Genomic DNA, 14,817 nt, shown 5'->3' on the forward strand with positions numbered 1-14,817 from the left:
CCGGCAAGCGGCTTACGAAAGGTTAGTGATAAGCTCGCACACCATGAATATCTATAGCTCCCGCCCCGTTGTCCTCTGCCTCTCCGGCCACGATCCCAGTGGTGGTGCCGGTTTGCAGGCTGATATAGAAGCCCTGCTCGCCCAGGGTTGCCACGCCGCTCCGGCGATTACCGCGCTGACCGTGCAAGACACCGTGAATGTCAGTGACTTCCGGGTGCTCGATCGTGAATGGGTGATGGCTCAAGCCAACGCCGTTCTCAACGATTCATGTGTGGCAGCCGTCAAGCTGGGCATGCTCGGTTCTCTGGAGATGGTCGACACGGTGGTCGAACTGCTGCTGGCTCACCCGCATCTGCCGATGGTCTGCGATCCGGTATTGCGGGCCGGGGGCGGCGGAACGCTGGGCAAGGATGAAGTCGGTTACGCCATGCGTGAACGGCTGCTGCCGCTGTCGATCATCGCCACGCCGAACCTGCCTGAAGCACGCATTCTGGCGGAGCTGCCGGAGGGCACTGCGGATGAATGCGCGCACAAGCTGCTGCCCTTCTGCGAACACCTGCTGATCACCGGCGGGCATGGCGACGAACAGCAGATCCACAACCGCCTGTACGTGCGCAACGGGCAGACGCACACCTTTGTCTGCGAACGTTTGCCGGGCAGCTATCATGGCTCGGGTTGCACACTGGCCAGCGCGCTAGCCGGGCGTATCGCGCAGGGCGAAGAACTGGTCAGCGCCGTGAAGTCGGCGCTGGATTACACCTGGCGAACATTGCGTGACGCCGAACAGCTGGGCAAGGGGCAATTTGTGCCTCGTCGTCTGCCACTGGACTTTTGTTCGTAACACGCTGCCATGGGGCTTGATTGATGAAACTACGTGGCCTGTATGCCATTACCGACAGCCAGTTGCTGAGCGGGAAATTTCTTTCCTACGTTGAAGCGGCACTCGATGGCGGCGTTACCCTGCTGCAATACCGTGACAAGACCGGCGATGACTCGCGCCGCCTGCGCGAGGCCACTGAACTGCTCAAGCTGTGCGAGCGCTACAAGACCCGTCTGATCATCAACGACGATGCCGAACTGGCTGCACGATTGGGCGTCGGCGTGCACCTGGGCCAGACCGACGGCTCGCTGGCGGATGCCCGCGCACTGTTGGGTCACAAGGCGATTGTCGGGGCGACCTGTCACGGCCAGCTGGAGCTGGCGGAACGCGCCAAGGCCGATGGCGCGACCTACGTAGCGTTCGGCAGGTTTTTCAACTCCCAGACCAAACCCGGCGCACCGGCGGTGCCGCTGGACCTTATCGCTCAGGTTCGCGCCAAGGTCCACCTGCCCATCGCCGTGATCGGCGGTATCACCTTGGAAAACGCCCCGCAGCTGGTCGAGCACGGCGCGGATTTGCTTGCCGTGGTTCACGGCTTGTTCGGTGCCGAAAGCACTCAGGAAGTCACCCGCCGGGCGAAAGCGTTTATGGCATTGCTGTAGAGCGGAATCGCTGTGGGAGCCAGGTAATTCGGTGCCCATGTGGGAGTGAGCTTGCTCACGAAGAGGCCCTTGGGACCGCCGAAGATTTATGCTGATGCCAGTCCGCCTTCCAGAGCAAGCGAAGCGTCGCCCGGCTCGCTCCCACAAGACTCGTGCTCACATGCTCGAAGCATTGGCATGAGAGTCATATGTGTGCGCAGCATTTGATATAGTGCGCGTTCCTACGCCTGCTCTGGCTCATGCCACTCAATAAAGCAGCCCGCCTTGAAGCTGCCCGCCTCGGCTGACCCCAGCGTAGACACGAATTCCCCGTTTCAAAGCAGAGACCCGATCATGTCCCGTTCCGAAACACTGTTCGCCAACGCCCAAAAACACATCCCCGGTGGTGTCAATTCGCCGGTTCGCGCTTTCAAGAGTGTGGGTGGCACGCCGCTGTTCTTTAAGCATGCTGCTGGCGCTTACGTGACTGACGAAGACGACAAACGCTACGTTGACTACGTCGGCTCGTGGGGCCCGATGATTCTCGGCCACAGCCATCCGGACGTGCTCGACGCCGTGCGCAGCCAACTGGAGCACGGCCTGTCGTATGGCGCGCCGACCGCGATGGAAACCGAAATGGCCGATCTGGTCTGCGAACTGGTGCCGTCCATGGAAATGGTGCGCATGGTCAGCTCGGGCACCGAGGCGACCATGAGTGCGATTCGTCTGGCCCGTGGTTTCACCGGCCGCGACAGCATCATCAAGTTCGAAGGCTGCTACCACGGCCATTCCGACAGCCTGCTGGTCAAGGCCGGTTCCGGCGCGCTGACCCTCGGCGTGCCAAGCTCACCGGGCGTGCCGGCTGCGTTCGCCAAACACACCCTGACCGTACCGTTCAACGACCTGAATGCCGTGCGTGAACTACTGGCCGAAGTCGGTCAGGAAGTTGCCTGCATCATCGTCGAACCCGTGGCTGGCAACATGAATTGCGTACCGCCTGCGCCGGGCTATCTGCAAGGGCTGCGCACTCTGTGCGACGAGCATGGCGTGGTGTTGATCTTCGACGAAGTGATGACTGGCTTCCGCGTGGCCCTTGGCGGCGCGCAGGCTTATTACGACGTGAAACCCGACCTGAGCACGTTCGGCAAGATCATCGGTGGCGGCATGCCGGTCGGCTGCTTTGGCGGCAAGCGCGAGATCATGTCGCACATCGCCCCGCTCGGCCCGGTCTATCAGGCGGGTACGTTGTCCGGCAACCCGCTGGCCATGGCCGCTGGCCTGACCACCCTGCGCCTGATTAGCCGTCCAGGCTTCCACGCTGAACTGAGCGACTACACCCGTCGCCTGCTCGAAGGCCTGCAGCAGCGCGCCGACGCCGCCGGCATTCCGTTCGTGACCACTCAGGCGGGCGGTATGTTCGGCCTGTACTTTAGCGAAGCGCGCGAAATCGTTACGTTCGAAGACGTGATGACCAGCGACGCAGAGCGCTTCAAACGTTTCTTCCACTTGATGTTGGACGGCGGCGTGTACTTGGCGCCCAGCGCGTTCGAGGCTGGTTTCACTTCCATTGCCCATGGCAATGCCGAATTGCAACTCACCCTGGATGCTGCTGAAAAGGCCTTTGCCGCTCTGAAATAAACCCGCCGGATTCACGTGTGCCGGGTGTCATTGAACCGGCACCTGTGATGTCCACACATGAAACAGCGCGATAACCCCGTATTTTCCTTCTACAATGCACTGCGATAACTGCAAACGCGGGGTTGCTGGAAGTTTTGTTTCGGGTCACAGCCTGGTAAACAAGGTTATTTCGCAGCCGCGCAGCAGAAAATCCGTAAAGACTTTGTAAGGTTGGCTCTGCTTATTTCATAATGCGCAGCCAGCACGTTTAGCTGGTCGGGCCTGCCCGCACCTTTTTCAGAGGTAAGTCGACTCCCATGAACCGCACCGGCCGCACCCTTGTATTGGGCTGCCTGTTGCTTGTCTATCCCCTGCTGGCGACTGCCGGCGGCAACTCGTTGCTAGTCCCGGCGATGGGCCGTTGCACCCTGAATACTCAGCCCGAAAACCTGCCCGCTGCCCTCGCAGCCTGTCAGCAGGCCGCTCAGGGTGGGGATGCGCAGGCGCAATACGAGTTGGGTGAGTTCTATTACGAGGGCAAGAATGCACCTCGCGATTTGCCGCAGGCGCTGAATTACTTCGAACAGGCTTCCTTGCAGGGCCATGCCCAGGCGCAGTATCAACTGGGCCTGATGTTCAGCCGTGGCGAGGGCGTGCAGGCCAATAACATTCAGGCGTACATCGTGCTGAAAATGGCTGCGGTCAATGGCTCGGAAGATGCGCTGGACGCTGCCGACGAAGTATCGGCGAAGATGAAGCGCGATGAACTGGAAGTTGCCACTCAGGTACTGAGCCAGATTTTCCGCAAGTACCTGCTCGAACTGCAAACCGCCGAAGGTCGCAGTCCGTTCTCCCTATTGCCCTGATCCGGTTTCGCTCAGGGCAATCGCTGTTCAGTTCCCCGTTATCTATTTTTCCGGCATCGGCATGGGAAACGGCATCACGTTGCTGGTGCCGCGCGCCTCGCTGATCTTCGGCGTGCCCATGCGCTCGACTTCGTCGATGCGCACAATCGAATGCATCGGCACAAAACTGCGCACCACGCCTTCGAACTGCGCCTTGAGTTTCTCTTCGCTCGGGTCTACCACAACGGTCGTGCGCTCGCCGAAAACGAACTCTTCCACTTCCAGAAAGCCCCACAGATCACTTTGATAGATCTGCTTGGCGTACATTTCGAACACCTGTCCCTGGTTGAGAAAAATCACCTTGTAGATTGGAGCTTCGCGTTTGGTCATAACGGGCGGGTAACGATCAGAGATGAAAAAGGGGCGCGGACTATAGCATGTCCATCAGACAGCCAACGCTAGGAACCCGAGCCCTTCGTCCCTATAATGCGCGGTTCACTGAATCGGTTGATGATCACGCATGGCCAAAAAGCTTTACATCGAAACCCACGGTTGCCAGATGAACGAGTACGACAGCTCGCGCATGGTCGACCTGCTGGGCGAACATCAGGCTCTGGAAGTCACCGCGCGCGCGGAAGACGCCGACGTGATCCTGCTGAACACCTGCTCGATTCGCGAACGCGCCCAGGACCGAGTGTATTCGCAGCTCGGCCGCTGGCGTGAGCTGAAGCTGGCCAACCCGGAGATGGTGATTGCCGTCGGCGGCTGTGTTGCCAGCCAGGAGGGCGCGGCCATCCGCGACCGCGCGCCCTATGTAGACGTGGTCTTCGGCCCGCAGACCCTGCACCGCCTGCCGGAAATGATCGACGCGGCACGCATCACCCGCCTGCCGCAGGTCGATGTTTCATTCCCCGAAATCGAAAAATTCGACCACCTGCCTGAGCCGCGCGTCGATGGCCCGAGCGCCTACGTGTCGGTGATGGAAGGCTGCAGCAAGTACTGCACGTTCTGCGTGGTGCCTTACACCCGCGGCGAAGAAGTCAGCCGCCCGTTCGACGACGTGCTCAGCGAGGTCATCCACCTTGCAGAGAACGGCGTGCGTGAAGTCACGCTGCTCGGGCAGAACGTCAACGGCTATCGCGGCACCACCCATGACGGGCGGGTCGCGGACCTGGCCGATTTGATCCGCGTCGTTGCCGCAGTCGACGGTATCGACCGCATTCGTTACACCACCTCGCATCCGCTCGAGTTCTCCGACAGCCTGATCCAGGCTCACGCCGAAGTGCCGGAGCTGGTCAAGCACCTGCACTTGCCGGTGCAATCGGGCTCGGACCGCATTCTGGCGGCGATGAAGCGCAACCACACCACGCAGGAATACAAGTCCAGACTGCGCAAGCTGCGGGCGGCAGTGCCGGGGATCAGTATCAGTTCCGATTTCATCGTCGGCTTCCCCGGCGAGACCGAAAAAGACTTCGACAACACCATGAAGCTGATCGCGGACGTGGGTTTCGACTTCTCTTTCTCGTTCATCTACAGCCCGCGCCCCGGCACACCGGCCGCCGATTTGAAAGACGACACGCCGGAAGCCCTGAAAAAAGAGCGGCTGGCCGCCTTGCAGCATCGCCTCAACCAACAGGGTTTCGAGATCAGCCGACAGATGGTCGGCAGCATCCAGCGCATTCTGGTCACCGATTACTCGAAAAAAGACCCCGGCGAGCTTCAAGGCCGGACCGAGAACAACCGGATCGTCAATTTCCGCTGCAATAATCCAAAACTGATCGGGCAATTTGCCGACGTGCACATCGATGACGCGCAACCGCACTCATTGCGTGGCTCGCTGCTACAGTAACCTTGCGTGGCTGCATGAGCCTCGCGTCCCGCGCAGAGACGAAGATCCGAATGAATTCGTTTCTGCGCGGTCCCTACTCTTGAGCACGGTGAAACCTCCAGCGCGGCCTGTAACAAGGCAAAGCTTTCGCACGACCACCGCTAGAGGTATTCTTCAACACATCTCAATTGCCGCCGGACGGCCATTAAAAAACCTTGAACGCACCCATAGAACCTCATCGTTTCACCCTCGAACCTTTCGAGGCCCATCGTTTCGCCAATCTGTGCGGGCAACTCGACGAGCACTTGCGCCTGATCGAACAACGCCTGGACATCGAGATCCGCAATCGCGGCAATCAATTCGAGCTTATTGGCGCGACCACTCAAACCCAATCCGCCGAAAACCTTCTGCGCCGCCTGTACCGGGAAACCAAAGGTACCGAGCTGACGCCGGACATGGTTCACCTGTTTCTTCAGGAATCAGGCGTTGACGGCCTCGACAATCACCCTGCCGCCGAAGTCGGCGTCTCGCTGCGCACCAAAAAGGGCATGATTCGCCCGCGCGGCCTGAATCAGCAGCGTTACGTCAAGGAAGTCCTCAGCAACGATATCAACTTCGGCATCGGCCCTGCGGGTACCGGCAAGACCTATCTGGCCGTCGCCTGCGCAGTCGATGCGCTCGAACGCGAGCAGATACGCCGTATCCTGCTCGTGCGACCGGCCGTCGAGGCGGGCGAGAAGCTCGGCTTCCTGCCGGGTGACCTGGCGCAGAAAATCGACCCGTACCTGCGCCCGCTGTATGACGCGCTGTACGAGATGCTCGGCTTCGAATATGTCGCCAAACTGATCGAGAAACAGGTTATTGAAGTGGCACCGCTGGCTTACATGCGCGGACGCACCCTTAATAACAGCTTCATCATTCTCGACGAAAGTCAGAACACCACCGTAGAGCAGATGAAGATGTTCCTGACCCGTATCGGCTTTGGCTCTACCGCCGTGATCACCGGCGACATCACTCAGGTCGACCTGCCCAAGGGCACCCGGTCGGGCCTGACGCATGTCATCGATGTGCTTAAGGACGTGCCAGGCATCAGTTTCACGCATTTCAAGCCAAAGGATGTAGTTCGCCACCCGCTGGTGCAGCGCATCGTTGAAGCCTATGAGCGCTTCGATGACCAGCTCAGCGATGGCCCGTCGGGCAACAACGGTTACTCACGGGACAAGAATCGCAATGCTTGAGCTGGACCTGCAGGTTGCGAGCGAAACGCCAGCCCCCCGTGAAGACCAATTGCGCCTGTGGTGCGAGATGGGCCTGCGCCAGCGCAGTGCCGATTCCGAGCTGACGATCCGGCTGGTTGACGAAACCGAAGGCCGTGAGCTCAATCACACCTGGCGGCACAAGGACTACGCGACCAATGTGCTGTCGTTCCCGGCCGATGTTCCGGATGACATGCTGGATATCCCGCTGCTGGGTGATCTGGTCATCTGTGTGCCGGTGGTGAACCGCGAGGCGGCGGAACAAGGCAAACTGATCGATGCGCATTGGGCGCACATGGTCATTCATGGCTGCCTTCATCTGCTGGGTTACGACCACCTCGACGATGAAGAAGCCGAAGAAATGGAAGCGCTGGAACGAACGTTGCTTGAGGAGCTGGGCTACCCCGATCCTTACGCCGACGACGAAAGCGCCGACCTCCCACATTCAGACACACCCAGCAAGGACCACGAGTAAGGGCTATGAGCGAAGACCGATCGAGCAACGGACAAAAGTCATGGTTGGGTAAACTCACCCAGGCCTTTGTCCATGAGCCGAAAAACCGCCAGGAGCTGCTTGAGCTGCTGCGCGAAGCCCACCAGAACAAACTGCTGGACAGTGAAGCGCTGGCCATCGTCGAAGGGGCCATTCAGGTGGCTGACCTGCAAGTACGCGACATTATGGTGCCGCGCTCGCAGATGATCAGCATCAGGGCCACCCAGACACCCCGCGAATTCCTGCCCGCTGTCATCGATGCCGCGCACTCGCGCTACCCGGTGATCGGCGAGAGCCACGACGACGTGCTCGGCGTGCTGCTGGCCAAGGATCTGCTGCCGTTGATCCTCAAGGCCGACGGCGACAGCGATGACGTCAAGAAGCTGCTGCGCCCGGCCACCTTCGTGCCCGAGTCCAAGCGCCTCAACGTGCTGCTGCGTGAATTCCGCGCCAACCACAACCACATGGCCATCGTCATCGACGAGTACGGCGGTGTGGCCGGTCTGGTGACCATTGAAGACGTGCTGGAACAGATCGTCGGCGATATCGAAGACGAGCACGACGTCGAGGAAGACAGCTACATCAAACCGCTGCCCAGCGGCGACTTCCTGGTCAAGGCCCTGACGCCGGTCGAGAACTTCAACGAGTTCTTCGACAGCAGCTTTTCCGACGACGAGTTCGACACGGTCGGCGACCTGGTGATGAATGCCTTCGGTCATCTGCCCAAGCGCAACGAAATCACCGAGATCGGCGCCTATCGTTTCCGCATCCTGAGCGCTGACAGCCGTCGCATCCACTTGCTGCGCGTGAGCCCTATTTCACGTCCGTAATCATTGTCCGCAAACACCTGATGTCGCTCTAAGGAATTTACATGCGCTGGATAACCCGCCCCGGCTGGCCCGGTAACCTGCTGGCCCTGGCGGCTGGCGGACTGACGACCCTGGCCTTGGCGCCCTTCGACCTCTGGCCGTTGGTGCTGGTGGCGGTAGCGATGTTCTATCTGGGTTTGCGCGAGCTGAGCCCGCGCCAGGCCCTCGCTCGCGGCTGGTGCTACGGCTTCGGCCTGTACGGCGCGGGCACCAGCTGGATCTACGTGAGCATCCACACCTACGGCGGCGCTTCGGCGTTGCTGGCGGGCTTGTTGATGCTGCTGTTCATCGCCGCCATCGCGCTGTTCTTCGCCCTGCCCGCCTTTGTCTGGGCGCGCTGGTTACGCCGCAACGAAGCCCCGCTGGCCGACGCGCTCGCGTTTGCTGCCCTGTGGCTGGGCCAGGAAGCGTTTCGCGGCTGGTTTCTCACCGGGTTCCCGTGGCTTTACTCCGGTTACAGCCAGCTCGACGGACCGCTGGCCGGGCTTGCCCCGGTGGGTGGCGTATGGCTGATCTCGTTTGCACTGGGCCTGACTGCCGCCTTGTTGTGCAACCTGCACCGCTTGCGGGCGCGCACATCGTTTCTGGCCATGGCCGTGCTGTTGCTGCTGGCACCGTGGATCGCAGGGTTGGCACTGAAGGATCATGCCTGGACGTCACCGTCCGGCCCGCCGCTGAAAGTCGCGGCGCTGCAAGGCAATATCGAACAAAGCATGAAATGGGACCCGCAGAAGCTCAATGATCAATTGGCGCTGTATCGGGACATGACCTTTCGCTCCCGACAGGCCGATCTGATCGTCTGGCCGGAAACCGCAGTCCCGGTGCTCAAGGAGAGTGCCGAAGGTTACCTGTCGATGATGGGCAAGTTTGCCTCGGACCGGGGCGCGGCGCTGATTACCGGGGTTCCGGTGCGCGAGCCGAACGGGCGTGGCGAGTACCGTTATTACAACGGCATCACGGTCACGGGTCAGGGCGACGGCACCTATTACAAGCAGAAGCTCGTTCCGTTCGGTGAATACGTGCCGCTGCAAGACCTGCTGCGCGGGCTGATCTCGTTCTTCGACCTGCCGATGTCGGACTTCGCACGCGGCCCGAACGATCAGGCGCTGTTGCAGGCCAAGGGTTATCAGATCGCGCCGTTCATCTGCTACGAAGTGGTCTATCCGGAGTTCGCTGCGGGCCTTTCAGCACAAAGCGACCTGCTGCTGACGGTCAGCAATGACACGTGGTTCGGCACCTCGATCGGCCCTTTGCAGCATTTGCAGATGGCCCAGATGCGCGCGCTTGAAGCGGGCCGCTGGATGATTCGCGCCACCAACAATGGCGTGACGGCGCTGATCGACCCGTTCGGCAAAATCACGGTACAGATTCCGCAATTCGAACGCGGCGTGCTGTACGGCGAAGTGGTGCCGATGCATGAACTCACGCCTTACCTGCACTGGCGTTCGTGGCCACTGGCGATTGTCTGCCTGCTGCTGTTTGGCTGGGCGCTGATGGCGGCACGGATTTCCAAGACGGCCTGAGCACAAAGCCGATTCCGCCTGTTCTCAGGCGGGATCTACTCCCGTTCAATGGCCGCTCCTGTAGATCCATGGATAAACCAGCAAACCTGCCGCTTCATTGAGCAGCACCCCACTCTGCGTAAATACCCGACTTTCCGGCAACCAGCCGCCGAAAGGCCGGGCATTGTCTACGCCAAGAAAGCCGACCGGCGCGCCCACCACCGTGAAACCCGCCTGTTCGAAACTCCAGCGCGCCCGCGGCATGTGCCAGGCCTGCGTGACCAGTACCACGCGCTTGATACCCAACGGCTGCAACACGTTGGCGGTCAGGGTGGCGTTTTCCCAGGTCGTGCGACTCAATCCCTCCTGCCAGCGCACGGTCACACCGAAGTCCTGTTGCAGCGACTGCGCCATGATGGCCGCCTCGCTCGGCGGCTGGTCAAAGTGCAAACCGCCGGTGGTCAGGATCGGCAGACCGGATTCTTTCGCCAGGCGCGCCGCCAGCCGCAGCCGTTCCAGCCCGAGACCGGTCGGTGTATCGGCGCCCCAAGTGGGTGAATTGCGCTCGCGACCGTTACCAAGCACCACAATCGCGTCAGCCTGCTGCGCCAGTATTGCCCATTGTCGCTGCGGCAAGGGCGGCACCTGCTCCAGTTGGCGGGCGGAAAACTCCACGACCACGGGCAGGCTCATCAACCATAACCCGCCCAGCCCGAGAACAAAGCAGCCAGCCGCCAGACGCGGACGTGAACGACGCAGCCACCAGGCAGCGAGCAGCAGCAGAAACAGGATGCCAGGCGGCAACAACAGGGTTTTGAGCAGATAGCGCAACGGCATCAGGGCATCTCCAGAGATGCCCGCAGCCTAAAATGTTTGAAGCCTGACAACAATGTCCAGGCAACGCCTGGCAAGCAAACAGTCCCGCGCGCCTGCGTATGAAAGCAGGCATGGGGCGCTAGCTGCTGCGGCCTAATCTGAGAGAGGCTTTAGCCCGCCGCTTGTCTTTCAGCCAGATAATGGTCGCTGATTGCCTCGGAGCCCTGAGCAATCGGTCATGCTCCGGCACAATCGCCTCAGTGGCCGCTGACGCAGTCGTGAAAGCGTTGTGCGCCATCACAGAATCCTTCTCAAGATAGGCCTCTATCAGCTCGAACTCGGCCGAACTCAAGCCCTTGAGCTCAAGCTCGGCGGGCGACTCGTTGCGCAGCCGAACCGATGTGCTCGCCGTTTCAAGGGCAAGCCCCAGACGATCGATCAAACGCCCATACAGCTCGGATGTGCTGACTACGTGCTGCAACTCTGTCATCCGCTCACCTCCTCGAAGATAATCATCACCCTCGGGTTGAGCTTAGCGCCGCTTTAAAAACAGGTCGGAGGCTGCGACCAACGGCCAGATAGAGCGGTCAGGCGGGCTTTGCCTTCGCGAGAGGCAATCAGGGTTTCCCTCGGTAGACGGCCCTCATGTATGCTACGGCGCTTCCTGTAATTCCACTTCCGCGCGCTTGAGCCCGAACGCACCGCACAGACAGATACAATTGTCCGGCAAGCGGTGCCAACCTGACTCGGCAAAGCAACGAAGGGGTCAAGGGTCACTAATCTTTAGCAAAAAGTAGCCATGCACGAACTCTATCAGCCCCGCGAAATCGAAGCCGCCGTCCAGACCTTCTGGGATGAGCAAAAGTCTTTTGAAGTCAGTGAACAGCCAGGCAAGGACACGTTCTATTGCCTGTCGATGTTTCCTTACCCGAGCGGCAAGCTGCACATGGGCCATGTGCGCAACTACACCATTGGTGACGTGATCTCCCGCTATCAGCGCATGCTGGGCAAGAATGTCCTGCAACCGCTGGGCTGGGATGCGTTCGGCATGCCGGCGGAAAACGCCGCGATCGACAACAATGTCGCACCGGCCAAGTGGACCTACGAAAACATCGCCTACATGAAGAACCAGCTCAAGAGCCTGGGTCTGGCGGTCGACTGGTCTCGCGAAGTCACTACCTGCAAGCCCGATTACTATCGCTGGGAACAATGGCTGTTCACTCGCCTGTTCGAAAAAGGCGTGATCTACCGCAAGAACGGTACCGTCAACTGGGACCCGGTCGACCAGACCGTACTCGCCAACGAGCAGGTCATCGACGGCCGTGGCTGGCGTTCCGGGGCGCTGATCGAAAAGCGCGAAATCCCGATGTACTACTTCAAGATCACGGCCTACGCCGACGAGCTGCTGGAAAGCCTCGACGAGTTGCCGGGCTGGCCTGAACAGGTCAAGACCATGCAGCGCAACTGGATCGGCAGATCGCGCGGCATGGAAGTGCAGTTCCCCTACGATCAGGCGTCAATTGGCGAAGCCGGCGCGCTTAAAGTGTTTACCACTCGCCCTGACACGCTGATGGGCGCGACTTACGTCGCCGTTGCCGCCGAGCACCCGCTGGCCACCCTCGCAGCGCAAGGCAACTCTGCACTGCAAGCGTTCATCGATGAATGCAAGGGCGGCAGCGTCGCCGAAGCCGATGTCGCCACGCAGGACAAGAAAGGTCAGCCGACCTCGCTGTTCGTCGAACATCCACTGACCGGTGAAAAACTGCCGGTGTGGGTCGCCAATTATGTGCTGATGCACTATGGCGACGGCGCCGTCATGGCGGTACCTGCGCACGATGAGCGTGATTTCGAATTCGCCACCCAGTACGGCCTGCCGATCAAGCCGGTTGTACGCACCAGCGCGGGCGATGAAACGCCTGCACCGTGGCAGGCTGCGTATGGCGAACACGGCGAACTGATCAATTCCGGCGAATTCAACGGCCTGAATTTACAGGACGCGTTCGATGCTATCGAAGCTGCGCTGGTCAAGAAATCTTTGGGCCAGTCCCGCACCCAGTTCCGTCTGCGTGACTGGGGCATCAGCCGTCAGCGTTACTGGGGCTGCCCGATCCCGATCGTGCATTGCGACACCTGTGGTGACGTGCCGGTCCCGGAAGACCAGTTGCCTGTCGTGCTGCCGGAAGACGTCGTACCCGACGGCGCCGGCTCGCCGCTGGCGCGCATGCCTGAGTTCTACGAGTGCAGTTGCCCGAAATGCGGCGCACCGGCCAAGCGTGAAACCGACACCATGGACACCTTCGTCGAGTCCTCCTGGTACTACGCACGTTATGCCTCGCCGCATTACGAAGGTGGTCTGGTCGAGCCAAACGCGGCCAACCACTGGTTGCCGGTCGATCAATACATCGGCGGTATCGAACACGCGATTCTGCACCTGCTTTACGCGCGCTTCTTCCACAAGCTGATGCGCGATGAAGGCCTGGTGACCTCGAACGAACCGTTCAAGAACCTGCTGACCCAGGGCATGGTCAACGCCGAAACCTATTTCCGCATGGAAACCAGCGGCAAGAAGACCTGGATCAACCCGGCCGACGTGACCCTCGAAAGAGACGCCAAGGCCAAGGTCATCAGCGCCACGCTGACCAGCGACGGTCTGCCGGTGGAAATCGGTGGCACGGAAAAGATGTCGAAGTCGAAGAAGAACGGCATCGACCCGCAGACCATGATCGATCAGTACGGCGCAGACACCTGCCGTCTGTTCATGATGTTCGCTTCCCCGCCTGACATGAGCCTGGAATGGTCCGACTCGGGCGTCGAGGGTTCGCATCGCTTCCTGCGTCGCGTCTGGCGTCTGGCCCAGAGCCATGTTGCTCAAGGTCCGGCGACCGTGCTGGACATTGCTGCGTTGACCGATGAGCAAAAGGCGATCCGCCGTTCGATCCATCAGGCCATCAAGCAGGCGAGCCAGGATATTGGCCAGAACCAGAAATTCAACACCGCTGTCGCGCAAGTGATGACGCTGATGAATGTGCTGGAAAAGGCCCCGCAAGCTACGCCGCAAGACCGTGCGCTGCTGCAGGAAGGCCTGGAAACGGTCACTCTGCTGCTGGCACCGATCACGCCGCACATCAGCCATGAGCTGTGGACCGAGCTGGGCCATAGCGAACCCGTCATCGATGCAGGCTGGCCGGTTTTCGATGCCAGTGCGCTGGTGCAGGACAGCCTGCAACTGGTCATTCAGGTCAACGGCAAGCTGCGCGGCCATATCGAAATGCCCGCCAGTGCCAGCCGTGAAGAAGTCGAAGCGGCCGCACGCCTCAACGAAAACGTATTGCGCTTCACTGATGGCCTGACCATTCGCAAGGTGATCGTCGTACCTGGCAAGCTGGTCAACATCGTCGCAAGCTGATTGGATCGGGCGCTCGGCAGATGCCGGGCGTCGAACATATTTTCAGGGTACGCCATGTCGGCCCAAACGGATTCAAGGGGAGCATCAAGATGATCAAACGCAATCTGCTGGTAATGGGCCTGGCCGTTCTGTTGAGTGCCTGTGGCTTCCAGCTGCGTGGCACCGGCACCACCGAGCTGGCGCTCAAGGAGCTGGACGTCAGCGCACGAAATGCCTACGGCGAAACCGTGACCCAGCTCACTCGCCTGCTGACCAGTTCAGGCGTCAAGGTCTACACTGGCGCGCCTTACAAGCTGATCCTGACCAACGAAGCTGAAAACCAGCGCACCGCCAGCTATTCCGGTTCGGGCCGTTCGGCAGAGTATCAGTTGACCACCACGCTCAACTACGAAATCCACGGCGACAGAGACCGCCTGCTGCTGGACAGCAAGGTCACCGCAGACCGCTCCTACGTGCATGATGGCAACAACCTGACCGGTTCTGACCAGGAAGCGGCGCAGGTTCGTCAGGAAATGCGCAACGACCTGATCCAGAAGCTGATCGCGCGCCTGCAACAACTGACGCCGGCCCGTCTGGAAGAGCTTCAGGCCAAGGCCGACGCGGTTGCCAAGGCCGAAGCCGAAGCCGATGCACTGGAAGCCGCTCAGCGCATCCGCGACGCGACGCCTCAGCAGTCGCCTGTCGAAATTCCAACCAGGTAAGTGTCCGGGGCCAGGCATCTGGC

14 protein-coding genes are annotated in these 14,817 nt (G+C 60.5%); 11 read left to right on the forward strand and 3 right to left on the reverse strand.

Annotation, left to right across the window (positions count from 1 at the left end; all coding sequences use genetic code 11):
* Positions 1-43: 43 nt before the first annotated feature.
* The 4 genes from BLT55_RS17725 (at position 44) to BLT55_RS17740 (ending at position 3,944) form a co-directional block, all read left to right on the forward strand.
* On the forward strand, positions 44-841 hold the full coding sequence (locus BLT55_RS17725; protein ID WP_007251059.1) for a hydroxymethylpyrimidine/phosphomethylpyrimidine kinase: 798 nt from the start codon (positions 44-46) through the stop codon (positions 839-841).
* A 23-nt stretch (positions 842-864) separates the two neighbouring features.
* Entirely contained in the window at positions 865-1,482 is a 618-nt protein-coding gene (gene thiE, locus BLT55_RS17730) for a thiamine phosphate synthase (RefSeq protein WP_055000015.1), read from the forward strand.
* 333 nt (positions 1,483-1,815) lie between these two features.
* Positions 1,816-3,099, forward strand: a complete 1,284-nt coding sequence (gene hemL / locus BLT55_RS17735; protein ID WP_055000014.1) for a glutamate-1-semialdehyde 2,1-aminomutase — start codon at positions 1,816-1,818, stop codon at positions 3,097-3,099.
* A 296-nt stretch (positions 3,100-3,395) separates the two neighbouring features.
* The gene (locus tag BLT55_RS17740) at positions 3,396-3,944 is read left to right on the forward strand and encodes a tetratricopeptide repeat protein (RefSeq protein WP_074800720.1); all 549 of its coding nucleotides are present in this window, start codon (positions 3,396-3,398) and stop codon (positions 3,942-3,944) included.
* A gap of 42 nt (positions 3,945-3,986) precedes the next feature.
* Here the strand turns inward: BLT55_RS17740 and BLT55_RS17745 are convergent, their stop codons facing one another.
* Positions 3,987-4,313: a DUF1820 family protein gene (locus tag BLT55_RS17745; RefSeq protein WP_003313868.1), complete on the reverse strand. Its 327-nt coding sequence runs from the start codon at positions 4,311-4,313 to the stop codon at positions 3,987-3,989.
* Positions 4,314-4,443: 130 nt separating this feature from the next.
* Between BLT55_RS17745 and miaB the strand changes: the two genes are divergently transcribed.
* From miaB to lnt, 5 genes are all read left to right on the forward strand, one after another.
* Positions 4,444-5,772, forward strand: coding sequence for a tRNA (N6-isopentenyl adenosine(37)-C2)-methylthiotransferase MiaB (gene miaB / locus BLT55_RS17750; RefSeq protein ID WP_055000013.1), 1,329 nt, complete (start codon positions 4,444-4,446; stop codon positions 5,770-5,772).
* Positions 5,773-5,966: 194 nt separating this feature from the next.
* A complete protein-coding gene (locus BLT55_RS17755; RefSeq protein WP_054086322.1) occupies positions 5,967-6,989 on the forward strand; it encodes a PhoH family protein in 1,023 nt (340 codons plus the stop codon).
* A complete protein-coding gene (gene ybeY, locus BLT55_RS17760; protein WP_007251065.1) occupies positions 6,982-7,482 on the forward strand; it encodes an rRNA maturation RNase YbeY in 501 nt (166 codons plus the stop codon). The genes BLT55_RS17755 and ybeY overlap by 8 nt, the downstream gene beginning before the upstream one ends.
* A gap of 5 nt (positions 7,483-7,487) precedes the next feature.
* A complete protein-coding gene (locus BLT55_RS17765; protein ID WP_055000012.1) occupies positions 7,488-8,330 on the forward strand; it encodes an HlyC/CorC family transporter in 843 nt (280 codons plus the stop codon).
* Between the two features lie 41 nt (positions 8,331-8,371).
* Positions 8,372-9,892: an apolipoprotein N-acyltransferase gene (gene lnt, locus BLT55_RS17770; protein WP_055000011.1), complete on the forward strand. Its 1,521-nt coding sequence runs from the start codon at positions 8,372-8,374 to the stop codon at positions 9,890-9,892.
* 45 nt (positions 9,893-9,937) lie between these two features.
* Here lnt and BLT55_RS17775 read toward each other — a convergent pair whose 3' ends face one another.
* On the reverse strand, positions 9,938-10,708 hold the full coding sequence (locus BLT55_RS17775; RefSeq protein WP_055000010.1) for a YdcF family protein: 771 nt from the start codon (positions 10,706-10,708) through the stop codon (positions 9,938-9,940).
* A gap of 118 nt (positions 10,709-10,826) precedes the next feature.
* The gene (locus tag BLT55_RS17780) at positions 10,827-11,177 is read right to left on the reverse strand and encodes a hypothetical protein (protein WP_007251069.1); all 351 of its coding nucleotides are present in this window, start codon (positions 11,175-11,177) and stop codon (positions 10,827-10,829) included.
* Positions 11,178-11,486: 309 nt separating this feature from the next.
* Here BLT55_RS17780 and leuS point away from each other — a divergent pair, with 309 nt between their 5' ends.
* Both leuS and BLT55_RS17790 read left to right on the forward strand, forming a co-directional pair.
* A complete protein-coding gene (leuS, locus tag BLT55_RS17785) occupies positions 11,487-14,093 on the forward strand; it encodes a leucine--tRNA ligase (RefSeq protein ID WP_055000009.1) in 2,607 nt (868 codons plus the stop codon).
* 89 nt (positions 14,094-14,182) lie between these two features.
* On the forward strand, positions 14,183-14,794 hold the full coding sequence (locus BLT55_RS17790) for an LPS-assembly lipoprotein LptE (protein WP_055000018.1): 612 nt from the start codon (positions 14,183-14,185) through the stop codon (positions 14,792-14,794).
* Positions 14,795-14,817 lie beyond the last annotated feature (23 nt).

Source organism: Pseudomonas cannabina, assembly GCF_900100365.1.
GTDB lineage: Bacteria > Pseudomonadota > Gammaproteobacteria > Pseudomonadales > Pseudomonadaceae > Aquipseudomonas > Aquipseudomonas cannabina.

What these genes read in the sequence shown, in the direction of transcription:
- BLT55_RS17725 (WP_007251059.1), top strand. Translation starts at nt 44, where the DNA reads ATGAATATCTATAGCTCCCGCCCCGTTGTCCTCTGCCTCTCCGGCCAC.
- thiE (WP_055000015.1), top strand. Translation starts at nt 865, where the DNA reads ATGAAACTACGTGGCCTGTATGCCATTACCGACAGCCAGTTGCTGAGC.
- hemL (WP_055000014.1), top strand. Translation starts at nt 1,816, where the DNA reads ATGTCCCGTTCCGAAACACTGTTCGCCAACGCCCAAAAACACATCCCC.
- BLT55_RS17740 (WP_074800720.1), top strand. Translation starts at nt 3,396, where the DNA reads ATGAACCGCACCGGCCGCACCCTTGTATTGGGCTGCCTGTTGCTTGTC.
- BLT55_RS17745 (WP_003313868.1), bottom strand. Translation starts at nt 4,313, where the DNA reads ATGACCAAACGCGAAGCTCCAATCTACAAGGTGATTTTTCTCAACCAG.
- miaB (WP_055000013.1), top strand. Translation starts at nt 4,444, where the DNA reads ATGGCCAAAAAGCTTTACATCGAAACCCACGGTTGCCAGATGAACGAG.
- ybeY (WP_007251065.1), top strand. Translation starts at nt 6,982, where the DNA reads ATGCTTGAGCTGGACCTGCAGGTTGCGAGCGAAACGCCAGCCCCCCGT.
- BLT55_RS17765 (WP_055000012.1), top strand. Translation starts at nt 7,488, where the DNA reads ATGAGCGAAGACCGATCGAGCAACGGACAAAAGTCATGGTTGGGTAAA.
- lnt (WP_055000011.1), top strand. Translation starts at nt 8,372, where the DNA reads ATGCGCTGGATAACCCGCCCCGGCTGGCCCGGTAACCTGCTGGCCCTG.
- BLT55_RS17775 (WP_055000010.1), bottom strand. Translation starts at nt 10,708, where the DNA reads ATGCCGTTGCGCTATCTGCTCAAAACCCTGTTGTTGCCGCCTGGCATC.
- BLT55_RS17780 (WP_007251069.1), bottom strand. Translation starts at nt 11,177, where the DNA reads ATGACAGAGTTGCAGCACGTAGTCAGCACATCCGAGCTGTATGGGCGT.
- leuS (WP_055000009.1), top strand. Translation starts at nt 11,487, where the DNA reads ATGCACGAACTCTATCAGCCCCGCGAAATCGAAGCCGCCGTCCAGACC.
- BLT55_RS17790 (WP_055000018.1), top strand. Translation starts at nt 14,183, where the DNA reads ATGATCAAACGCAATCTGCTGGTAATGGGCCTGGCCGTTCTGTTGAGT.